This is a genomic window from Acetobacterium sp. KB-1 (assembly GCF_003260995.1).
GTDB lineage: Bacteria > Bacillota > Clostridia > Eubacteriales > Eubacteriaceae > Acetobacterium > Acetobacterium carbinolicum.
In genome coordinates this window covers 1,587,295-1,610,012 of the sequence record NZ_CP030040.1, presented here as the reverse complement: position 1 = coordinate 1,610,012, position 22,718 = coordinate 1,587,295, and the positions used below count along the sequence as shown (strand labels likewise).

Here is a 22,718-nt window from a genome sequence, read left to right as displayed (position 1 = left end):
TCATGTATAAACTGTTTATTGTAGAAGACGAGCATTTAGAGATTGAAGCGATTAAGCTCATTCTCAGTCAGCATGGGGAAAATATTGAAGTTGTGGGCGAAGCATCTTCGGGATTGGTAGCCATTGAAGAAATCCGTCGATTAAATCCGGATATTATCCTGCTGGATATTAATATTCCAGAGATAAACGGAATTGATGTTTTAAAAATGATCAAAAAAGAAGATCATGAAAAAAAAGTCATTTTAATTACGGCATTCAATGAATTTGATTTTGCCCATCAAGCCATTAAAGCCCGGGTGGATGATTTTCTGTTAAAACCGATCCGTCCCCAGCAACTCATGGATTCGATCAATCAGAGTATTGCTTCTTTAAAGAATAATGCGAAAGAACGATTTGATGAAAAAATGAATGAAGTCATTTTTGCAATTATTCAGAAAAAATACAGCGATGCCAGAACAGCACTGATCAACTATCTGGATATGATTTATGATTATCATACCTATGATATTATGTCGGTCCAGTCAGAAATTAAACACTTTATGGAAGAACTTAATATTGTCACTCAGGATATGTGCGGCTATGAGCTGAATAGTCCGCTCTGTTCAAGCAATAACATGCAATTTGTCAGCGGCTACAAGAACCGCTACGATCTAAAAATTGAGATCATGAAAACCATCGACAAGGTTTTTGACCGGATGCTGGATAATAAAGAAACGCGAAAGAATAATATCGAAGATATTTTAAACTATATTGACCGAAACTGTTATAAAGACATTTCTCTCGATCAGGTCGGCGAGTATGCAAATATGAGTTCCTATTATTTAAGCAAGATCTTTAAAAAGGAAACAGGCGTTAATTTCGTAACCTACCTAACGGAACGAAAAATCGAAATTGCGAAAGATATGCTGGCAAATACCGATGTTCCGATTATCAATATTGCCCTGGATCTTTCTTACCATGAACCGAACTATTTCAGTAAGGTTTTTAAAAAGAGCACCGGGATGACACCGACAGAGTATCGGAAAGAGCGCCGTAGTATTGCTTTAGAGGAAGAAAATCATTCGGGAAATACGCATTCCAATGAAGAAAAATATTCAGAAAAGCATCGAGAAGTTTCTTGAATAAAAATTGAGTAAAACAGCAAAAACGAAGAACAGGAAAACCTGATGGTTGACCTGTTCTTTTTAGTGAAAGAATAAGCAAGGCTGGCTTTAAAGTGCAGGGATTCGACAAAATATTGCACTATGTTTTTGTGTACAGATACAAAAAACAGCGATAGTAAAAGGTTTTCAGAGCGATTTTGAGAAACTTAGAATAATTTTATAAGAATAGCACAAGTAATTATCATAGACTTTGAATTAAAATAGAGGTAGTTCAGTAACAAAATCTTGAAATTAAGGAGGATAGAGCTTATGACAAACGAAGCTTTAGGCATGATTGAAACTAAAGGACTGGTTGCAGTAATTGAAGCAGCTGATGCAATGGTAAAATCAGCAAATGTATCATTAGTAGGCTACGAAAAAATCGGTTCTGGATTAGTAACTGTTATGGTTCGTGGTGATGTTGGAGCTGTTAAGGCTGCAGTTGATGCAGGTGCTGCGGCTGCTGACAAAGTAGGACAGGTTGTTTCTGTACACGTAATCCCAAGACCACACGGTGATGTGGAGAAAATTTTACCAAGTCTATAATATTTAATAATTACGGAGGTGTAAATTAATGAAAGATGATTTAATGAACAAGTTGATGGAAGAAGTTATGAAAAAAATGAGTGAAGTTGAAGAAACTGGCTCAGTTGCCGCTGCCACAGGTGTATGCGGATTGACCGAATTTGTAGGAACCGCTGTTGGTAACACAATTGGTTTTGTTATTGCAAACGTGGACAGAACTTTACACGAAGCAATGAAAATTGATCCTAAATACAGATCTATCGGTATTCTTTCTGCTAGAACTGGTGCTGGTCCACAGGTATTTGCTGCTGATGAAGCTGTCAAAGCGACTAATTGCGAAGTTGTTTCTTGTGAATTCGCAAGAGATACTGAAGGTGGCGCAGGTCATGGTTCTTTAATTATCTTTGGTGCAGAAGATGTATCTGATGCAAAACGTGCTGTTGAAGTTGCCCTTAACGACCTAAACAGAACCTTCGGAGATGTATATGCAAACGCTGCAGGTCATTTGGAATTCCAATACACAGCTCGAGCAAGTTTTGCTTGTAATATGGTATTAGGCGCTCCAATTGGAAAAGCTTTCGCAATCATTGTTGGTGCTCCAGCTGGTATCGGCGTATTAATGTCTGATGCTGCTTTGAAAGCTGCTAACGTAGAACTTTGTGGTTATGCTTCACCTGATAATGGTGGTACTAAATTCTCGAATGAATCAATGATCTTCATTTCTGGAGACGCTGGCGCAGTTCGTCAAGCCGTATACGCAGCTAGAGAAGTTGGTAAACAAGCTTTAGAAGCTCTTGGCGGTCCTTGCCCACCTGTAACAACACCTTATATTTAAGCAGCTGTTGTTAGTTTTCTAAGAAAGAAGGAGGAATAATGACTATGAAGTCAAAAAGATTTGAAGCTTTAGCAGCTCGTCCAGTCAAAAAGGATGGTTTTGTTAAAGAATGGCCAGAAGTAGGTCTCATTGCAATGAACAGCCCTCAAGATCCAACACCGAGCCTGGTGGTTGAAAATGGTGTGGTTGTTGAATTAGATGGAAAAAAACGAGCTGAGTTTGATATGCTTGATACATTCATCGCGAACTATGCTATTCGTTTAGAAAAAGCCCAAGAATATATGGCGATGGATTCTTTAAAAATTGCTAATATGCTTGTTGATATTAATGTGCCGAGAGACGTTGTTGTTGATATTACAACATCAATCACGCCTGCTAAAATTACCGAAGTTCTTGGTCACATGACCGTGTTGGAAATGATGATGGCTCAAAGTAAAATGCGAGCTCGTCTAATGCCTTCTAACCAATGTCACGTTACCAACGTAAAAGATAACATGGTTCAAATCGCTGCTGATGCTGCAGAAGCTGCTATCCGTGGATTTGATGAAATGGAAACAACCGTCGGTATCGGTCGTTATGCACCATTTAATGCTCTTGCTATCATGGTCGGCGCAAATGTTGGTCGTCCCGGTATCTTAACACAATGTGCGGTTGAAGAAGCGACCGAACTTGATCTTGGTATGAAAGGTTACACCGCTTACGCTGAAACGATTTCGGTATATGGTACCGAACCCGTTTTCATGGATGGCGATGATACTCCATACTCTAAAGCTTTCTTAGCATCAAGCTACGCTTCCCGTGGTTTGAAAATGCGTTTTACATCTGGTTCTGGATCAGAAGTACAAATGGGTTATGCTGAAGGTAAATCAATGCTTTATCTTGAAGCGCGATGCTTATATATCACTAAGGGTGCCGGCGTACAAGGAAGCCAGAATGGTTCAGTTTCTTGTATCGGTGTTCCAGCTGGTGTACCGGGCGGTATCCGCGAAGTATTGGCTGAAAACTTATTAGCAGCATGCCTCGATTTAGAGTGTGCTTCTTCTAATGACCAGACCTTTACTCACTCTGACTTACGACGCGTTGCGCGTTCATTAATGCAAATGGTACCAGGAACTGATTACATCTGTTCTGGTTACTCTGCTACACCTAACTATGATAATATGTTTGCAGGCTCTAACTGGGATGCCGATGATTATGATGATTGGAATGTAATCCAACGTGACTTAAAAATCGATGCCGGTTTACAACCTGCTGATGAAGATACCGTTGTTGCTGCTCGTGCTAAAGGCGCTCGCGCAATGCAGATCTTATTCAGAGAATTAGGCTTGACCGAAATCACTGATGCTGAAGTTGAAGCTGCAACTTATGCTCGTGGATCACAAGACATGCCTGACCGTGATGTTGTCGCTGACTTAAAATCTGTTGAAGATTTAATGGGTCGTGGCGCAACAGCGGTTGACTTTATTAAAGCTTTAGACCGAGGCGGCATGAGAGATGTTGCTGAATCGATCTTTAACATTCAATTACAGAAATGTGCTGGTGACTACTTACACACTGCTTCTAAATTAAGCTCTACATGGGAATGTATTTCAGCAGTTAACTATCCAAATACCTATCATGGAGTAAAAACTGGTTATGTAATCAGTGACGAAAGATGGGCACAAATCCAAGATATTCCATGGGCTGTTGACCCAGCAAGCATATAGGAAGGGGTGTAATAAAATGGCTATAAACGAACAAATGTTAAAAAGCATTATTGAAGATGTCTTAAAAGAAATGACTGGCGCTGCGCCAGCTTCTGCACCAGCTTCTGCACCAGCAGCTACTGCTGCCGGCGCTGTTAAACTGTCTCCAGTCGGAGAAGCAAAACAAGGAATGGCGAGTGATGAAGTAATAATCGGTTTAGCACCAGCTTTTGCTGAGTCTCAACATGAAACGATCATCGGTATTCCACATGATAAGGTTCTTAAAGAAATTATCGCTGGGATTGAAGAAGAAGGCTTAAAAGCTCGAGTTATCAAAATTTACCGAAGTTCTGACGTTGCTGTGTGCGGTCATACCGCTGCTAAACTTTCTGGATCAGGTATCGGCATTGGCTTACAGTCAAAAGGTACCTGCCTCATTCACCAAAAAGATTTACCACAGTTAAGTAACTTAGAATTATTCTCCCAAGCGCCATTGATCGATTTAGATACGTTCAGAGCGATCGGGAAAAATGCTGCTAAATATGCTAAAGGCGAAAGCCCAGCACCCGTTCCAGTAAGAAACGACCAGATGGCTCGTCCAGCTTACCAGGCGAAAGCGGCCCTATTACATATTAAAGAAACTGAACATGTTGAAGCCGGTAAAAAAGCCGTCGAACAACAAGTTTCGTTTGTATAAGTGGAGGTGACCAGAATGACACAAGAACAAATGTTGGAACAAATCGTTAAACAAGTTATGAGTTCTATGAGTACCGCTGCAGCTCCTGCTACAGAATCTTGCGGAACTGTTTCAAAAGCTGATTACCCTATCGGTGATAAAAGACCAGAGTTGATTAAATCCGCTACTGGTAAAGCTTACAAAGAATTAACCTTAGATAAATTATTAGCTGGGGAATTAACACCAGAAGATTTACGAATCAGACCAGAAACCCTTGAACTTCAAGCTCAGGTTGCTGAATCTGTAAAACGTGATGCATTTGCCAGAAATCTAAGAAGAGCGGCTGAACTAATTGCTGTTCCAGATGCTCGTTTATTAGAAATCTACAATGCCCTGCGTCCATACAAATCGACTAAAGAAGAATTACTGGCGATTGCTGCTGAACTTAAAAACCAGTTCAATGCTCCAATTTCCGCTTCTTTAGTAGCTGAAGCTGCTGAAGTATACTATAACCGAAAACGATCAAAAGAATTCTTATAGAATTAGCATAAATAGGAAGTGTTGGGAGGACTAACATATGATTATTGCAGGAATAGATATTGGAAACGCAAGTACTGAAACAGCTCTTGCCCGATATGTAGATGGAAAGCCTGAATTTCTTTGTAGCGGTATTGTTGATACCACTGGGATGAAGGGAACCCGTCAAAATATTCATGGAGTTTTCGCCTCTCTCAAACAAGCCCTTGAAAAAGCTGGTTTAACCGTAGAAAATGTTGATTTAATCCGGATCAATGAAGCTGCTCCCGTTATTGGGGATGTAGCGATGGAAACAATTACGGAAACAATTATTACGGAATCAACCATGATCGGTCACAATCCCTCGACACCAGGGGGATTGGGGATCGGTGTGGGTGTGACCGTAGACATAAGAGAAGTTAATGATTGTGATAAAGGCGAGTCAGTTATCGTTGTTATTCCAAGAGAAGTGGATTTTGATGATTCCTCTCGAATTATTAACCATGCTGTTAATAACGGCATATTTATTAATGGTGCCATTGTCCAACGTGATGATGGCGTTTTAATTAATAACCGACTTGTCAAAAAAATTCCGATTGTTGATGAAGTTTCGCTGATTGATAAGGTGCCAAGAAACATGCGTGCTGCCATTGAGGTTGCCGCACCAGGTTCGGTAGTTGAACAGCTATCAAACCCATACGGTATTGCAACCGTATTTGATTTAACATCCGACGAGACAAAACAGGTTGTGCCTGTTTCACGAGCCCTCATCGGAAATCGTTCAGCAGTTGTTATCAAAACGCCGGCAGGGGATGTCAAAGAAAGAAAAATCCCGGCTGGCCAAATCATTATTCAGGGCACAAACAAAAAAGCTCAGGTTAATGTGGATGATGGTGCTGAAAAAATTATGGAAGCAATACGTTCTGTAGCTCCGGTAGAAGATATTAAAGGAGAAGCTGGCACCAATGCCGGTGGAATGCTTGAAAAGGTGAGACAGGTCATGTCAAACCTGACAGATCAACTGCCAAGTGCAATTAAAATTCAAGATTTATTAGCCGTCGATACTTTCGTTCCTCAAACAGTCAAAGGTGGGATTGCGGAAGAATTTTCCATGGAGAATGCCGTTGGTATTGCCGCCATGGTTAAGGCTGATAAATTGCAGATGAATATGATTGCCCATGAATTGGAAGCTGAACTGGGTGTAAAAGTTGAAGTGGGCGGAGTTGAAGCCGATATGGCGATCCGTGGTGCGTTAACAACACCTGGTAGTAATAAGCCTTTAGCGATTATCGATATGGGCGCAGGATCGACAGACGCAGCGATTATTAACAGGGCAGGTGAAATTAAGTCCATCCATTTAGCAGGTGCCGGAAACATGGTCACCCTGCTCATCGCATCTGAATTAGGATATGACAACATGGCTCTGGCGGAAGATATTAAAAAATATCCGTTAGCTAAGGTTGAAAGTTTATTCCATATTCGTCATGAAGATGGAACCGTTCAATTTTTTGACAAGCCACTTGATCCCAGAACTTTTGCACGGGTTGTCATTTTGACACCAAATGGAATGATACCCATGCCGGGTAATTATTCACTAGAACGTATTCGAGCAATACGTCGAGAAGCGAAAACAAAAGTATTTGTTGTAAATGCGATTCGTTCATTAGAACGTGTCAGCCCGACCGGAAACTGTCGGGATATTGAATTTGTTACCTTAGTTGGCGGATCAGCCCTCGATTTTGAGATTCCGCAATTAGTAACGGACGCCTTATCCAAGTATAGCATTGTTTCAGGACGGGCCAATATTAGAGGGGTTGAGGGTCCACGTAACGCAGTAGCCACTGGTCTCGTACTTGCTTACGAAGAGGGTGAATAAAGATGCGAATGGATTTTGATGCTCCAAAACCAGAAATAAAAGTTGTCCATGGCAAAAATATAACGTATCAAAAGGTCGTTGATGAAGTATTACACGGAATCGAAGAAGAAGGCATTCCGTTTTCTATCGAAGAACTGGAAGAAACCAATCCGGTGGAACTCGCTTTTCGAGGCGCGGAACTATCCCACCTTGGCGTGGGAATTGGAATTACGGAAAATGAAGTGGTACTCCATTATATAAAATTAAAAGAGGATCATCCAATTTTTAAAATTCCAGCTTACAGCGATGAGGCAACGCTACGAGCAATCGGAAGCAACGCTGCCAGGCTGGTGAAAAGAATGCCCTTTAAGAATCTTGATAATACGGAACTGTCGTAAGGAGGGGTTAATTTGAATAGAAGAGAGGCCGTTGGCCTAATAGAAGCTATTGGGTTGGCCACAGCGATTGAAGCGGCCGATGCGGCAGTCAAGTCAGCAAATGTAAGACTGATTGGTTACGAAGCGTGTAAGGGCGACGGGATGTCGACCATTAAAGTAGCAGGCGATATCGGTGCTGTTAAAGCGGCAGTTGATGCGGCTACGGCTGCTTGTGCTAAAGGCCGGGGCGTTTGGGCAACCAAAGTGATCGCCAGACCCAGTGAAGGAATTGAGAAATTAATTTACAATAATCAAACAGTCGGGTTTACACCACCAGTCGAACCAGAAGCTGAAGTTGTCACGAAAGCCGTCACTATAGAAGAAAATACAGAAACAGCAGAAACAGCAGAAGAAAATGAAGAAACAGCAGAAGAAAATACAGAAGAATAATCACTTAAATCTGTTGAATGATTCAGACAAAAATGATCTTTTGAAGAAAAGGTGTTAACTATGAATGCAGACGAAAAAAAAGTCATTGAACAAATCGTAATCAATACGGTTAAGAAATTGATGGAAGAAAAAGACACTCCGAATCGTGTTGTTTTAGGAATTTCTAACAAACACATTCATCTTTCCCAGGAAGATATTGAAACACTTTTTGGCAAAGGTTATGAACTGACCAATATGAAAGACTTAAAACAGCCCGGACAATATGCCGCAAAAGAAACCGTTAAGGTAATAGGGCCGAAGGGCAGCTTTGACACGGTTCGTATTTTAGGACCTGCCAGACCGGAAAGTCAAATTGAAGTATCTTTAACGGATGCCAGAACCTTAGGCATTAAAGCTCCAGTTTGTGAGTCAGGGAAACTTGAAGGGACACCGGGAATTACACTTGAAGGACCATGCGGTTCGGTTACCCTTAGTCACGGCGTGATTGTTGCACTAAGGCACATTCATATGCCGACTGAGGTCGCTAAAAAACTTGGCATTAAGGATAAAGACTGGGTTTGCGTTGAAACAAGCGGAATTCGGAAAACTGTTTTCTGTAATGTGTTGGCCCGAGTATCCGATAAATTTGATTACGAAATGCATTTAGATACCGATGAAGCAAACGCAGCAGGACTAAGTAACAATGATTATTTAAAAATAATCCCAAACAGGTGAAATAATGGATTGGAAATCTGGTAACGACGCAATATTGGAATTTGCAGAATTAATTCGGGGGAAAAAAGCCAATGCCTACACGGGCGAATTAAAAGTTGGTGTCGATCTCGGTACTGCAAATATTGTCATCGCTGTGGTTGATGAGAACAATCGTCCCATTGCCGGAGCGACTCAAGGCGCGTCAGTGGTTCGCGACGGAATTGTCGTTGACTATCTCGGAGCGAGTCAAATTGTACGAAAACTTAAAGGTGAGGTTGAAGCAATTTTAGGCATTGACTTAACATATGCCAAAGCAGCCACAGCCATTCCTCCTGGTATCTTGGCCGGGAATACTAAAATTATCTCCAACGTGGTCGATTCAGCCGATTTTGTGGTTACAAATGTCGTTGATGAACCAACCGCAGCAGCCACCGTTCTTGGTATCCAAAATGGAGCGGTAGTGGATGTTGGTGGCGGAACCACGGGAATCAGTATTCTCAAAGATGGTGAAGTTATTTTCACAGCCGATGAAGCGACCGGAGGAACACATATGAGTCTGGTACTGGCAGGTTTTCATCACATCAGCTTTGAAGAGGCAGAGGAACTAAAAAAGAACGAATCACAAAACAAAATATTTCCAATTATTAAACCCGTTGTTCAAAAGATGGCGTCGATCGTCAATCGATTTGTGGTCGGGTATGATGTAGATGTTATTTATGTGGTTGGTGGGGCTTGTGTTTTTGATAATTTTGAAAAAATATTTGAAGATGAAACAGGTATCAAAACCATTAAACCAGTAGAACCATTATTGGTAACACCCTTAGGGATCGCCTTTAATTGTCAAAGGTAAGAAATGTGGTGATAGAATTTGGACATGGAGAAAATGCTCGAAAGCGGTTTGTTGGATATACTTATTCAAAAAATTGTTGACGAGGTTGTCAGGCGAATAAAAAATCAACCCAAAAAAGCAGTTGTTTTCTTTACGGGAGCTACGATTGGTTTTGACGAGTCGATGGATTCACTGTTGAAATTACAAAAAGATGGTTGGCAATTAAAAGTTGTTCTTTCTGATGATGGTATGAAGGTGTTAGACCCTTTAGCTATTCAAAAAGAATTAAGTCTTGATGTGATTTATCACAGTGGGAACATCAAAAGCCAAAAAGAGCTTTACGGATCGGCAGATCTATTTGTAATGGCTACCATGAGCGTGAATACAGCAGCCAAACTGGCTGTGGGAATAACCGATACGGTGCTTTTATCCCTTGTAAATCACGGATTTATGGCTGGAACACCGGTCGTTGCAGCGATCAATGCGTGCGATCCGGATGATCCCCAGAGAGCAACTCTCGGAATGGGAAAATCGTCTCCAAAATACCGCGAAATGTTGAATAATAACATCAAAACACTGCGGGATTTTGGAATGAAATTAGTAAGTGGTAAAGACTTGTATGCGACTTGTGTTGGTGGAACCCCCACAGAAGCAAATGATTTAATCGTTGAAAAGACAGCGCGGCCTGTTAGCAAAGAAACGGTGGTTAATCAGATCTTGCTGGGCAAGAGTAGCGAATGCGTGATTGATAAAAATGTCATTTCACGGGTCGATATTTTAAAAGCCAGGGAATCGGATGTGATTAAAATACCATCGGGGTCAATTATAACGGGGTATGCTGCGGATGCCGCAAAGGAATTTGGGCTCCAGATTATCAGGATTTAAGTAAGGGTGGTGAATATATGCAGTTAGCAAAAGTAGTCGGAAACGTAGTATCAACCCAAAAAGATCCAAATCTTGTGGGGTGTAAACTATTGATAATAAAAAAAATTGACGAATATGGTGAATTTGAAAAATATTCAAGTTCTTCTACAGCAATTGCCGTTGATTCAGTGGGTGCAGGTATTGGCGAAACAGTGATCGTGACATCGGGAAGTAATGCCCGTTATGTATATGGTGACAAGATGGCTCCGCTTGATATGACCATTGTTGGCATTGTTGATGAAATTCAGATTGTTTAGCGGGGTGAAGAGATGCCAAATGTGTATACCCGAGGCGGGGACAAAGGTGAGACCGGTCTTTTTGGATCCAGTCGAACACCGAAGGATAATATCCGTGTCGATGCATATGGAACCATGGACGAAGCAAATTCGACTATTGGTTTAGCCTATTCACTTTGTGAAGATAATGATATCAAAGAAATATTACACTATTTGCAAAAACGAATCTTTGTTTTAGGCGCAGAACTTGCCAGCGATGAAAAAGGCAAGGCGATGCTTGCAGACAGAATTTCTCAGGCCGATGTGGATTACATGGAATGTACAATGGAACAATATCTCGCGATTATTGGTCCCCAAAAAGCATTCATTATCCCTGGCGCCAGTCCCGCATCAGCAGCACTTCACGTTGCTCGAACGGTTGTCCGACGAGGTGAACGATTGATTGTAAAATATAATCGTGAAAATGAAGAAAGTCGTCCGGAATTGGTGAAATTTGTTAATCGGCTTTCAGATACCTTGTTTGTTTTAGCCCGTACCGTCGAGTTTAATGGTTTTGTCAAAGAAATTGTCGATCGGGTAAAAGAAAAACTGAACGCGTTAGAACAGACTGATTTGGATAGCGTTAACAGTGGAGCAAGTAATAAAGATTATTCATTACTCACGTTAGCAAAAAAAATGGCGGCAGCAGCCCGAGTTAAGGCAGAAGAAATCAATGTGCCGATTGTTTTTTCAGTTGTCGACAGCGGTGGTAATCTGGCCTACTTTGAACGCATGGAAGATGCGTTAATGGTTAGCATTGATATTTCAGTGAACAAGGCATATACGGCCAATGCACTGAAAATGTCCACCGATAAGGTTGCCGATGTAGTAAAAGAGAATGGCTCCCTATATGGTCTGCAATGGACAAATAATGGTCGCATGGTTGTTTTTGGCGGGGGTTATCCATTAAAACACAATGGTGAAGTGATTGGCGGAATTGGTGTCAGTGGCGGAAGCGTTGACGAAGATATGATTATTGCCAAGAGTGCTTTGGCTATTTTGTAGAATACTAATTAATCAGGAGGAAGAAAAAATGACAACGACTGGAAAATTATTAGATATGGCAAAAAAAATGGCAGAAGCGGCGGCTGCAAAAGCAATCGAAATTGATGTGCCAATGGTGATTGTAGTTTGTGATGCCAGTGGCAACACGGTTTTATTTAACCGCATGGAAGACTCTTTACTCGCTAGTATGGATATTGCAACGAACAAAGCTTATACAGCCGTTGCGCTTAAAATGGGTACTGATCAAGCAGCCGATCTTGCCAAAGAATCAGGACAACTTTTCGGAATCGCGTCCTGTGATAAAGGTAGAATGGTTGTATTTGGCGGTGGTTTCCCTATTTTTGAAGGGGATAAGATCATCGGAGGTATTGGAGTGAGCGGTGGCAGTGTTGCAGAAGACATGACTGTTGCTCAAGCTGGACTAGACGCATTAAAATAAGACAAAAAATAACACGATCCAGGAGGTACCTTGTATGAATATTGATACAACAGGTATAGAATATATTGTAAAAAAAGTAATGGCTGAAATTGATTGTGCAGTTGATGGTGGTAAGCCTTTAAAAGATGGCGAACTTGGTGTTTTTAATAATATGGAAAATGCCATTGACGCTGCTTTTGAAGCGCAAAAGTCATTTATGAGACAATCGATGGCGTTTCGAAGTAAGTTGATTGCGGCGATGCGAGCTGAAATGCTAAAAAAAGAGAATATGGAAATGATTTGTCAAATGGCGGTTGAGGAAACCGGTATGGGCAACTACGAACATAAGCTTTTAAAACATGAACTGGCCGCAGTTAAAACACCTGGGGTAGAAGATCTTGTTGCAGATGCATTTACCGGAGATGATGGTTTAACCCTGATTGAACAATCACCTTTTGGTGTGATCGGTGCGGTTTCGCCATCAACCAATCCCAGTGAAACGGTTATCTGTAACTCAATTGGCATGCTGGCGGCTGGAAATACGGTTGTATTTGCTCCGCATCCCAGTGCTAAAAAAACCAGCGCTTTAACAGTTAAACTGCTTAACAAAGCAATTTTAGAAGCTGGTGGACCAGAAAATCTGATTGTCACAACAGCTGAACCAACCATTGATAGTGCGAACTTAATGTTTGGCAGTCCCCAAATCACCATGCTCTGTGCAACTGGTGGTCCGGGAGTTGTAAAAACGGTTTTGCAAAGTGGTAAAAAAGCAATTGGTGCCGGAGCGGGAAATCCGCCAGCATTAGTTGATGAAACGGCTGATATTGAAAAAGCTGGAAAAGATATTATTGATGGCTGTTGTTTTGACAATAACTTACCTTGTATCGCTGAAAAGGAAGTGGTTGTTGTTGAACAGGTGGCGGATTATCTGATTTTTAACATGAAAAAAAATGGTGCTTACGAACTGAAAGATGCCAAAAAAATTGCCGAATTAGAAGAACTGGTTATTCCCGGTGGTCGTTTAAGCCGCGATTATGTGGGCAGAAGTGCCAAAGTGATTCTAAAAGGAATTGGGATTGAAGTCGATGATTCGGTTCGGGTAATCATTATGGAAACAGCTAAAGATCATATCTTTGCAGTTGAAGAATTGATGATGCCAATCCTACCAATTGTTCGCGTTAAAAATATTGCCGAAGGAATTGATTTGGCAGTAACCCTTGAGCATGGCAACCGACATACCGCGATTATGCATTCAACAAATATCAATAACTTAACTGAAATGGCAAAAAGAGTGCAAACCACTATTTTTGTTAAAAATGGTCCTTCATACGCTGGTATCGGCGTTGGCGGAGAAGGTTATACAACCTTTACCATTGCCGGTCCTACTGGTGAAGGCCTGACATCTGCTAAGACATTTACTCGTAAAAGAAGATGTGTATTAGTAGGAGGATTTACGATTAAATAATAGAGGTGTTGTTCATGAGCGCAAATTTAGTAGAATTGGTACAAAACGCCGGCATCGTTGGTGCTGGCGGGGCAGGGTTTCCAACCCAGGTCAAATTAAATTGCACCGTTGACACAGTCGTCGTTAACGGCGCAGAATGCGAACCATTATTGCGCGTTGATCAACAACTGATGGCACTGGAGGCTGTTAAAATGTTAACAGCTCTTCAGGCTGTTATGGATCAAACACAAGCAAAGGAAGGCATTATTGGCCTCAAAAAGAAATATACACCTGCTATTGAAGCGATAGACAAAGAATTAATTGCATTTCCGAAGATTAGAATGCACTTGTTGAAAAATTTTTACCCGGCTGGGGATGAACAGGTTCTTGTTTATGAAACAACCGGACGGATTGTTCCTGAAGCCGGAATTCCGTTAAATGTCGGTACATTAGTGATAAATGTGGAGACACTTATAAACATTTATGATATAATGGTAGACAATAAACCGGTTATGGATACATATTTGACATTAACAGGTGAGGTTAAGAACAAACTAACAACAAAGGTACCTTTGGGTATCACCGTTCGTGAAGCTTTGGAATTAGCTGGCGGAACGACCATCGCGGATTTTGTCGTAATTAACGGCGGACCAATGATGGGAAAAATTGTCGATTTAGAGTCAACGATTACAAAAACAACCAAAGGACTGATTGTCTTAGCAAAAGATCATTCGCTGATTATTTCTAAAACAAAGTCCATCAAGGAAACCATGAAAATGGCAGGGATGGCTTGTATGCAATGTAACTATTGTACAGAGCTATGTCCAAGATACGCGTTGGGTCATAACCTGGAACCCCATAAACTGATGCGGATCGCTGCTTATGGTTCAACCTGCGACACGTCCACTCAAGCTACAAACGCTTTTCTATGCTGTGAATGTGGCTTATGTCAATATGCATGCGTAATGGACCTACAACCTTGGAAGTTCAATGCCATGCTCAAGCGAGAATTTGGAAGCAAAGGGATCAAAAATCCTCATCACAATGAACCAACAGCAGCTGTGCCCTTCAGAGAAGGCAAACAGTTTAACGTTTACCGTTTAGTATCACGATTGGGACTGACGAAGTATGATCTTCCGGCCCCGATGGTAAAAACGGAGAAGACGTTTTCGAAAGTCAACCTATTATTGTCACAACATATAGGTGCTCCTGCAGTGGCCGTTGTAAACGTTGGAGATCATGTGGAACGAGGACAACTCATCGGGGATATCCCTGAGGGAAAACTGAGCTCAAAAATTTTTGCTAGTATTAGCGGTAGGATTTCAGCCGCGGATAGTGAGAAAATCACTATCGAGTCCTAAATCATATTTTAAGGGGGATAATTATGGACTTTACAATGTTAATCGCCGCATTTGGCGGTGGCGTATTAGCCACATTTATGGGCGGGATCACAGCCTTTGTTTTCACCGGTTTAACCGTTTTAGCGGCAATCATGGGTGGAGAATTTGGGGCTCCTGCAATTGGTATTATTAGTTTCGGTTCCTGGTTTGGTCCTCATGTTGCCTTCGGTGGTGCTGTAGCAGGTGCTGCGTTTGCAATGACCAGAAATCACATTGAAAATGGTCAAGATATCGTAACACCACTTGTAAAATTTGGTGATCCGATGGTATTGATCGTAGGTGGTATCTTCGGTATGGTTGGTTTCCTGATCCAATACATTGTTGGACCAGTGATTGGACCAGTCGTCTTTGGTGGACTTCTTGGTGAAGGCGCTGCTGGCTGGACTGACACCGTTGCTTTCACTGTTATGCTTTCTGGTATTATTGTTCGTTTAGTATTTGGTAAAACTGGTCTAACGGGAAAAACACCAGCCGGAGAAAAACGCGAATGGATTGCGACCGGAAGCCGTTTAGGTTTTGTACTTACTTATGGCGCTGGTATCGGTATCTTAATTGGTGGTGTTGCTGCTGCCTTAGGAACACTAGGATTAGTTGATGGCGTTGCTGAAGCAGCTTATCTGTTCTCAATGACACCCGTTATTGGTTTTGCAATTGCGGCATTCTCACTGATCTTAATCATGTGTGGTGTTTACTTTGAAGGATGGCATCATATTGTTTTACCTTCAGGTACAACCGCAGTATTAGTGTTCACAGCTACCTTAAATCCTTTTGCTGCAATTATCGGCGGCGCGATTACAGGTATGTTTACAGCTTTCGTAGGCGAATGGGCAGCAAAAACGCTTAACAGTCATTGCGACACCCACATCGACCCTCCAGCCGTAACAATCTTTATAACACAGCTTATCAATACCGTAATTATTGGTGGATTAATCTTAGTTTAATCTTTAGTTGAAGTATTTGGTAAAAATTAAAAAAAATTAAACATTCACAGTATAGAAAGAAGTGGTATTTTGAAAAAAGCAGTTGGTTTTATGGAATTTAAGAGCATTCCAGTTGGTATAGAATCCACTGATGAAATGCTGAAATCCGCAAATGTTGAGCTGCTGATGGCGTCACCTTTATGTCCTGGAAAATACGTCAGTATTATTGCTGGAGATGTGGGAGCCGTCGAAGCATCAATAAAGAATGGGGCACATGTGGGTGGTATCCACATGTTAGAATCTCACGTTATACCGAATATTCACCCCGATGTTCTACCGGCCATGTTAGGCGCCGGTGAAATCGGTGATGTGAAATCGCTAGGTATTGTTGAAACGATTAATGCAATTTCTTCAATTTTGATCGGAGATATTTGTGCGAAAGCATCAAACGTAGAACTCCTTGAAATTCGAATTGCTAGAGGCTTGGGTGGAAAAGGCTTTGTATTAATCACTGGTGAAATTTCTTCTGTTAAGATGGCTATTCAAACAGCACAGACAGAGATGGCTGAATCAAACCTCATTACGAGTTATTCAGTTATCGCTTCACCACATAAGGATATTGCGAAAATCCTGTTTTAGCACAAGAATAAAAACTGAAATGTATAAAAGACAAATGGCTTCGGTCATTTGTCTTTTTATACACTAGATTTCTATTTTTTATAAATGCTCCAAGGCCATTTATAAAAAATAGAACCACACTATGTCATTAAAAAGGAGAGTGTCATGGCTCGAAAAAGTAAACCTAAATCACAATTAATAAAAGAGACTGCGATTCAAAATAATTTGAATACATCGAATTCAAGTGAAGCGGGGAATGAAGAAGTGGGAAAATTGGATGATTTTATAAAAAAAGTTGGCAGAGTGATCACTGGTAAAGAGGAAAGCGCCGAAGATTTGAGTGACAATAATCCCCCGGAAATGAATGAAATAAAAATTGCAGCAGAAGCCAAAGCCAAGGCGGAGGCAGACGCCAAAGCCAAGAAGGAAGCAGAAGCTAAAGCCAAGGCGGAGGCAGAAGCCAAAGCTAAGAAGGAAGCAGAAGCCAAAGCCAAGGCGGTAGCGGAAGAAAAAGAAAAACAGGAAGCCGAAGAAAAAATTAAGGCAGAATTGGAAGCGGCCGAGGCAAAAGCAAGGGAGCTGGCTAAAAAAGCAGCAGCAGCTAAAGTTGCTGCTGAGGTAAAAGCAAAAGCAGCAGCTGCAAAATCAAAGGATTTACTTGAAAAAGTCCATCAAAAAGCTCAGGATGAAGCAGCGGCACTTAAAAAAGTAGCTGAAGATAAGCGCGTAGCAGAAATAGCTAGAAAAGAACAGGAAGCAAAAAAACGAGCTGAAATTAAAGCGAAAAAAGCGGCCGAAGAAGCAGCGAAATTAAAAGCTGAACAAGACGAGGCAAAAAGAATTGAACGGGCCCGTCAAAAAGCGGTTGAAGATGAAGCTAAAAATAAAATTGAGCAAGAAGAGCGGCTTCGTAAAGAAATTATAAAAAAAGCCAAAGAACTTCAAGAATTGACGGCAAAGGCAGCAGAACGTGCAATTTCAAAAGAACGTAAAGTTCGCGCGGAAATTGCGAAAAAGAAACAGAAAGCTCAAGCACAAAAAGAACAGGCAAAAAAGGCGAAGCGAGAAAAAGATCTGCCATTCCACCTTTTGTAGAAATTAGGGAGTTCCTTTTAAAGGGAACTTCTTTTTTTGTACACTCTGAATGGTTGTATGCTTTGGACTATACAATTAATTCAGATTGTAATATAATAAAATAAAAGTTCAGAATAAAGAGGGAACAATGTCATATTTAGCACTCTATCGGAAATATCGGCCGCAAACCTTTGATGAGATGGTGGGCCAGGATAGTATCACCCGAATACTAAAAAATCAAATTAAATTTAGTCGAATTGGGCACGCCTACCTTTTTTCAGGGATTCGAGGAACGGGAAAAACATCATTGGCAAAGATATTCGCTAAAGCCATCAATTGTCCCAATGGGATTGACGGAAATCCATGTAATCAATGTGATGTTTGTCTAAAAATTGATCGACCGGGCGTTATGGATATCATCGAAATTGATGGTGCATCAAACCGCGGAGTCGATGAAATACGTGAAATTCGGGAACGAATAAAGTACCCTCCAACCGTTGGTCGGTATAAAGTTTATATTATTGATGAAGTTCATATGCTCACTAAGGAAGCGTTTAATGCGCTCCTAAAAACGCTCGAAGAGCCTCCGGAACATGCTGTTTTCATACTGGCCACAACAGAACCGAATAAATGTCCGGTGACAATTTTGTCCCGATGTCAGCGTTATGAAATTCGGCCAATTCCCAAAGCGCTGATTATAAAACAGATGAAAAAGATCTGTCAGGATATTCAGGTGACGATGTCGGAAGAAAGCTATGATTTTATTGCAACTCGGGGTGAAAACTCAATGCGCGATTCGCTTAGTTTATTAGATCAGGTCATCGATTTAAAAGACGATGCCGGAGAAGTAGCATTTTCTGATCTGCTGGCATTTACGGGCATGGCTGATAAACAAAGTATTGGTAATTTAGTAAAGCAAATTATTAATCATGACAGCACTGGAGTTTTAATCGGATTAAGAGGGCTAATCAGCAATGGAAAAGATAATATTTTACTAATGGATCAGCTAATTGAATTTTTGCGGGGGATTTTGATAACGAAAACCGCAAAAGAGACGGCTAAGGAAATTCTACTCTGTACAACTGAGGATTTTGCAGCCTATCAAGAATTTAGTGAACAGCTGAGCTTTAATCAATTATATCAAATGATCAGCCAACTGATTGACGAGAAAAATAAACTAAAATACAGCAGCCTTCAGGGAATTATTGTGGAGATGGCTCTGTTAAAACTATGTTTGGAAGAACAAAAATTGACCCCAAAAGCAGAAATGGTCGCGCAAAAAATAGAGCGCCAGCCATTGCCGCCAATTGCACCTCAAAGCAGACCGGTCACTAAAGCGTCGTTACCTGAAAAAAAGCCGGAAGCAGAACAGCTGCCATCAAAAAGCAGCCTACCTGAGACTGAGTATGATGATCAGGAAGAGGATCGATTTGCTCCCGGTGTAGCTAATTTTGAAGCGGTTCCTGAACATATTGATAAGGAAGGCTTGTCCGGACAAGAAGAAACAGTTTCTCAACCTAAGCCAGATAATAAGAACACGACTGGCGGGAATCGTCATGATGAGATGCGTTTTTTTAAAATTCTCTGTGAGGAAATAGGAAAAACGAACTCCGGGCAGGCGATGTTTTTAAAACGTGGCGAACCGGCTCTGAAAGATGAAGGACATCTAGTGATTATTTATTCGGTGGAGAATAAAAATTTTTATCAGTTTGTTAATAAACCGGAGCTGATTAAAGGTTTTGAAGCAGTGCTGCTTCAAAAAACAGGAAAATCCATTATGGTTTCAATCCAGTTGGAAGAAGAAAATTTTAATCAGCTCGATCTACTTGAAAAAACCCTGCGAATCGTTAACAATGAAGCTGTAAAAATAATCAAAACCGAGGATGAACAATAAAATTAGGTTAAAAAGATAGTGATATCCATGGACTATTAGTGTTATAATAATGAAGTTATTAAGAATAGAGAACTATAGGAGGATAGAATGGCAAAAAGAAAAATGCCGGCCGGAATGGGCGGCGGTAATATGAATAACATGATGAAACAAGTGCAGAAAATGCAACAAGATATGGCAAAATTACAAGAAGAACTGGAAGAACGCGAAGTTGAGGCGACAGCCGGTGGTGGTGCGGTTAAAGTTGTAGCGACTGGTAAAAAAAATATTTTATCGATTAAGATTGATCCTGAAGTAATTGACGAAGACGATATTGAAATGCTTGAAGACCTGGTGTTGGCAGCGGTTAATGAAGCCATTGTTAAAGCAGAGGAGATGGTAAATAGCGAAATGGGAAAAATTACCGGTGGCATGAATATTCCGGGTTTAATGTAGGCGATCGATGGGATACTACCCGAAAACCCTTGAGCGGTTAGTTCAGGAGTTGGGAAAACTACCCGGCATCGGAGAAAAATCGGCCCAACGGTTAGCGTTTCACATAATCAATCTCTCAGATGAAGAAATATCAAGCCTATCTGAGGCCTTAGTTTTGGCGAAAACAAAAATCGTATTATGTCAGAAATGTTTTACCATCACGGATAAAGAGATCTGTGATATTTGTGAGAACCCAAAGCGGGATCAGCAAACCATCTGTGTGGTTCAAAATAGTCGTGATATTTTTGCCATTGAGAAAACGCGGGAATACCATGGCCTGTACCATGTTTTGCACGGCGCCATTTCACCACTGGACGGCATTGGACCTGCGGACATCAAAGCCCGGGAACTCTTACTGCGCATTGGTGAAAGCGATATAAAAGAGGTTATCATGGCAACCAATGCGACGGTCGAAGGCGAGGCAACTGCTATGTATCTCGGAAACCTGATTAGTCCTCTCGGGGTGAAGGTTACCCGTTTGGCTAAGGGCATCCCCATTGGTGCTGACCTTGAATATACAGATGAAATAACATTAATTAAAGCCTTTGAAGGAAGAAATGAGATCTAAACCTTTAAGAAAAGGAGAATGAAGATGTTTGTTAAAGAAGGAATTATTGCATCGCCTGGTATTGTTATTGCCAAGGCACTCGTTTATGAAAAAATTCAGGTGGAAGTTAACAAAAGTAAAATTGAAGACGCCGAGGCTGAAATTGTCAAATTCCAGAATGCGCTAAAGAAAAGTCATGAGCAATTAGAAACCATTCGAGCAAAAGCCGTCAGTGAACTTGGTGCAGAAGAAGGTGCAATTTTTGAAGCCCATGCGATGGTTTTGGATGATCCGGAATTTGTAGAAGGGGTTGAATTAGAAATCAATGACAATCACCTGAGTGCGGATCATGCGGTTAAAATCGTCACGGACCGGTTCTATGAAATATTTGATCAGATGGATGACCCTTATTTCAGAGCCCGGGTTGCTGATATTAAAGATGTAGGGACCCGGGTTCTCCATAATATTCTGGGAATTGTCCAGGCAGATTTGTCCCAACTCGATGACGATGTCATTATCATTGCCGATGATCTGACACCTTCGGATACGGCACAAATGGATAAGAAACGGGTGATGGGTTTTGCGACTAACATCGGTAGCCGAACATCTCATACCGCTATTATGGCCCGTAGTCTCGAAATTCCCGCGGTACTTGGTTTAGGTGACATCACTGAGACCGTTAAAAGCGGGGATTTAATGGTGGTAGATGGTTTGACGGGTAAGGTATGCGTTAATCCAACTAAAGAACAACTAAAATCATATGAAAACGAGAAACTGAAATACCAGAATTATCTAAAAGAATTGGAAGAACTAAAAGACCTGGACGCGGTCACCTTAGACGGTAGAAAAGTTGAACTGGTTGGGAATATTGGTGAACCCAATGACGTGGCTGGCGTTCTGAAGAATGGTGGAGTCGGGGTTGGACTCTATCGAACTGAGTTTTTATACATGAACAGCGAAGTAATGCCCAGTGAAGAAAAACAGTTTGCAGCTTACCGGTCCGTTTTAGAAGCGTTTCCTGATGGGCCGGTAATTATTCGGACGCTGGATATTGGTGGTGACAAAAAATTGCCGTATTTACCAATGGATGAAGAATTAAATCCCTTTTTAGGCTTGCGGGCAATCCGGCTATGTTTCAAAGAAATTGGATTATTCAAAATCCAGCTCCGGGCCATTTTGCGCGCCAGCGTTTATGGACATGCCCATATCATGTTTCCGATGATTTCATCCATTACCGAGGTAAGACAGGCAAAAACGATCCTTTTAGATTGTATGAAGGAACTCGATGAGGAGCAGCTACCCTATGATAAGGCGGTCAAGGTAGGTGTAATGATTGAAATTCCATCGGCTGCCATTGCCGCCGATATTATTTCAAAAGAGGTCGATTTCTTCAGCATTGGCACCAATGATCTCTGCCAGTATACGCTGGCGGTAGACAGAATGAATCAGGACGTGTCCTATCTGTACGATCCGTTTAATCCGGCTATTCTGCGTCTGATTAAACAGGTTACGGCAACATCAAAAGATAACTTTTTCACCGGCATGTGTGGTGAAATGGCCGGCGATCCGTTAGCGGCGATCCTGCTTTTGGGACTGGGCCTTTATGAATTTAGTATGAGTGCACTGTCAATTCCTCAGATAAAAAAAATCATTCGCAGCGTTCGTTATGAAGATGCAAAAAAAATTGCACAAGCTGCACTTGATATGGAAACCGGTGAGGAAATAATGGATTTTGTTAAAGACTCAATGAAAAAATTGAACTTAAATATTTAAAAAAAGAATCATTAGGAGGAATTACAATGGTAAAAAAAGAAGTGACTGTATTAAATGCAACAGGTTTGCATGCCCGCCCAGCGTCGATGTTTGTTCAAACAGCGGGTAAATTTAAATCAAAGATATTTGTAATTAAAGAGGGAAACTCAATAAATGCCAAAAGTATCATGGGTATTATGGCAGGCGGGATTTCTCAGGGGACAACGGTCGAAATTCAGGCCGAAGGTGATGATGAAGCCGAAGCAGTGGATGCCTTGGTACAATTAATCAACGATAAGTTTGGCGAGTAAGTTTCTTTGAATTAAAAAATAAAATAAAAAACTGTTAATTAAGGGTGTTTTGAGGTAAAATGTAGTAAATATCACAATGAAA

At 41.2% G+C, this 22,718-nt stretch carries 25 protein-coding genes; all 25 read left to right on the top strand.

Features of this window, described 5'->3' with window-relative positions:
* Nucleotides 1-2: 2 nt before the first annotated feature.
* The 25 genes from DOZ58_RS07395 to DOZ58_RS07275 all read left to right on the top strand — a co-directional run bounded on the left by DOZ58_RS07395 (nt 3) and on the right by DOZ58_RS07275 (nt 22,636).
* The gene (locus DOZ58_RS07395) at nt 3-1,121 is read left to right on the top strand and encodes a response regulator (RefSeq protein ID WP_111887726.1); all 1,119 of its coding nucleotides are present in this window, start codon (nt 3-5) and stop codon (nt 1,119-1,121) included.
* Nucleotides 1,122-1,412: 291 nt separating this feature from the next.
* A complete protein-coding gene (eutM, locus tag DOZ58_RS07390; protein ID WP_070371827.1) occupies nt 1,413-1,688 on the top strand; it encodes an ethanolamine utilization microcompartment protein EutM in 276 nt (91 codons plus the stop codon).
* Between the two features lie 28 nt (nt 1,689-1,716).
* On the top strand, nt 1,717-2,502 hold the full coding sequence (gene pduB / locus DOZ58_RS07385) for a propanediol utilization microcompartment protein PduB (protein WP_111887725.1): 786 nt from the start codon (nt 1,717-1,719) through the stop codon (nt 2,500-2,502).
* A 44-nt stretch (nt 2,503-2,546) separates the two neighbouring features.
* Nucleotides 2,547-4,208: a propanediol/glycerol family dehydratase large subunit gene (locus tag DOZ58_RS07380; protein ID WP_111889705.1), complete on the top strand. Its 1,662-nt coding sequence runs from the start codon at nt 2,547-2,549 to the stop codon at nt 4,206-4,208.
* A 16-nt stretch (nt 4,209-4,224) separates the two neighbouring features.
* Nucleotides 4,225-4,884, top strand: coding sequence for a propanediol/glycerol family dehydratase medium subunit (locus DOZ58_RS07375; RefSeq protein ID WP_111887724.1), 660 nt, complete (start codon nt 4,225-4,227; stop codon nt 4,882-4,884).
* Nucleotides 4,885-4,899: 15 nt separating this feature from the next.
* On the top strand, nt 4,900-5,403 hold the full coding sequence (locus DOZ58_RS07370; RefSeq protein WP_111887723.1) for a diol dehydratase small subunit: 504 nt from the start codon (nt 4,900-4,902) through the stop codon (nt 5,401-5,403).
* Nucleotides 5,404-5,440: 37 nt separating this feature from the next.
* Nucleotides 5,441-7,255 carry a diol dehydratase reactivase subunit alpha gene (locus DOZ58_RS07365; RefSeq protein WP_111887722.1) on the top strand — a complete coding sequence of 605 codons (1,815 nt, stop codon included), beginning with the start codon at nt 5,441-5,443 and terminating at the stop codon, nt 7,253-7,255.
* 2 nt (nt 7,256-7,257) lie between these two features.
* Nucleotides 7,258-7,632 carry a glycerol dehydratase reactivase beta/small subunit family protein gene (locus DOZ58_RS07360; RefSeq protein WP_111887721.1) on the top strand — a complete coding sequence of 125 codons (375 nt, stop codon included), beginning with the start codon at nt 7,258-7,260 and terminating at the stop codon, nt 7,630-7,632.
* A 12-nt stretch (nt 7,633-7,644) separates the two neighbouring features.
* A complete protein-coding gene (locus DOZ58_RS19160) occupies nt 7,645-8,061 on the top strand; it encodes a BMC domain-containing protein (RefSeq protein WP_111887720.1) in 417 nt (138 codons plus the stop codon).
* Nucleotides 8,062-8,121: 60 nt separating this feature from the next.
* Entirely contained in the window at nt 8,122-8,775 is a 654-nt protein-coding gene (pduL, locus tag DOZ58_RS07350) for a phosphate propanoyltransferase (protein WP_111887719.1), read from the top strand.
* Between the two features lie 4 nt (nt 8,776-8,779).
* Nucleotides 8,780-9,604: an ethanolamine utilization protein EutJ gene (gene eutJ, locus DOZ58_RS07345; protein WP_111887718.1), complete on the top strand. Its 825-nt coding sequence runs from the start codon at nt 8,780-8,782 to the stop codon at nt 9,602-9,604.
* 24 nt (nt 9,605-9,628) lie between these two features.
* Nucleotides 9,629-10,468 (top strand): flavoprotein, encoded by an 840-nt coding sequence (locus DOZ58_RS07340; protein WP_242988669.1) that lies wholly within the window; start codon nt 9,629-9,631, stop codon nt 10,466-10,468.
* 17 nt (nt 10,469-10,485) lie between these two features.
* Nucleotides 10,486-10,764 carry a EutN/CcmL family microcompartment protein gene (locus DOZ58_RS07335; protein ID WP_014356937.1) on the top strand — a complete coding sequence of 93 codons (279 nt, stop codon included), beginning with the start codon at nt 10,486-10,488 and terminating at the stop codon, nt 10,762-10,764.
* Between the two features lie 12 nt (nt 10,765-10,776).
* Nucleotides 10,777-11,787, top strand: coding sequence for a cob(I)yrinic acid a,c-diamide adenosyltransferase (locus DOZ58_RS07330; RefSeq protein WP_111887716.1), 1,011 nt, complete (start codon nt 10,777-10,779; stop codon nt 11,785-11,787).
* Nucleotides 11,788-11,815: 28 nt separating this feature from the next.
* The gene (locus DOZ58_RS07325) at nt 11,816-12,226 is read left to right on the top strand and encodes a heme-binding protein (RefSeq protein WP_111887715.1); all 411 of its coding nucleotides are present in this window, start codon (nt 11,816-11,818) and stop codon (nt 12,224-12,226) included.
* Between the two features lie 34 nt (nt 12,227-12,260).
* On the top strand, nt 12,261-13,670 hold the full coding sequence (locus tag DOZ58_RS07320; protein ID WP_111887714.1) for an aldehyde dehydrogenase family protein: 1,410 nt from the start codon (nt 12,261-12,263) through the stop codon (nt 13,668-13,670).
* A gap of 14 nt (nt 13,671-13,684) precedes the next feature.
* On the top strand, nt 13,685-15,010 hold the full coding sequence (locus DOZ58_RS07315; protein ID WP_111887713.1) for a 4Fe-4S dicluster domain-containing protein: 1,326 nt from the start codon (nt 13,685-13,687) through the stop codon (nt 15,008-15,010).
* A gap of 23 nt (nt 15,011-15,033) precedes the next feature.
* A complete protein-coding gene (locus DOZ58_RS07310; protein ID WP_111887712.1) occupies nt 15,034-15,990 on the top strand; it encodes a hypothetical protein in 957 nt (318 codons plus the stop codon).
* Between the two features lie 69 nt (nt 15,991-16,059).
* Nucleotides 16,060-16,608 carry a BMC domain-containing protein gene (locus DOZ58_RS07305; protein WP_026396043.1) on the top strand — a complete coding sequence of 183 codons (549 nt, stop codon included), beginning with the start codon at nt 16,060-16,062 and terminating at the stop codon, nt 16,606-16,608.
* A gap of 144 nt (nt 16,609-16,752) precedes the next feature.
* A complete protein-coding gene (locus DOZ58_RS18520; RefSeq protein WP_162624463.1) occupies nt 16,753-17,682 on the top strand; it encodes a hypothetical protein in 930 nt (309 codons plus the stop codon).
* 127 nt (nt 17,683-17,809) lie between these two features.
* On the top strand, nt 17,810-19,555 hold the full coding sequence (gene dnaX / locus DOZ58_RS07295) for a DNA polymerase III subunit gamma/tau (RefSeq protein ID WP_111887711.1): 1,746 nt from the start codon (nt 17,810-17,812) through the stop codon (nt 19,553-19,555).
* A gap of 87 nt (nt 19,556-19,642) precedes the next feature.
* Nucleotides 19,643-19,987 carry a YbaB/EbfC family nucleoid-associated protein gene (locus DOZ58_RS07290; RefSeq protein WP_111887710.1) on the top strand — a complete coding sequence of 115 codons (345 nt, stop codon included), beginning with the start codon at nt 19,643-19,645 and terminating at the stop codon, nt 19,985-19,987.
* Nucleotides 19,988-19,994: 7 nt separating this feature from the next.
* Complete coding sequence (gene recR / locus DOZ58_RS07285) at nt 19,995-20,594, top strand: recombination mediator RecR (protein WP_111887709.1); 600 nt, start codon at nt 19,995-19,997, stop codon at nt 20,592-20,594.
* A gap of 24 nt (nt 20,595-20,618) precedes the next feature.
* The gene (gene ptsP, locus DOZ58_RS07280; RefSeq protein ID WP_111887708.1) at nt 20,619-22,346 is read left to right on the top strand and encodes a phosphoenolpyruvate--protein phosphotransferase; all 1,728 of its coding nucleotides are present in this window, start codon (nt 20,619-20,621) and stop codon (nt 22,344-22,346) included.
* Nucleotides 22,347-22,372: 26 nt separating this feature from the next.
* Nucleotides 22,373-22,636: an HPr family phosphocarrier protein gene (locus DOZ58_RS07275; RefSeq protein WP_111887707.1), complete on the top strand. Its 264-nt coding sequence runs from the start codon at nt 22,373-22,375 to the stop codon at nt 22,634-22,636.
* Nucleotides 22,637-22,718 lie beyond the last annotated feature (82 nt).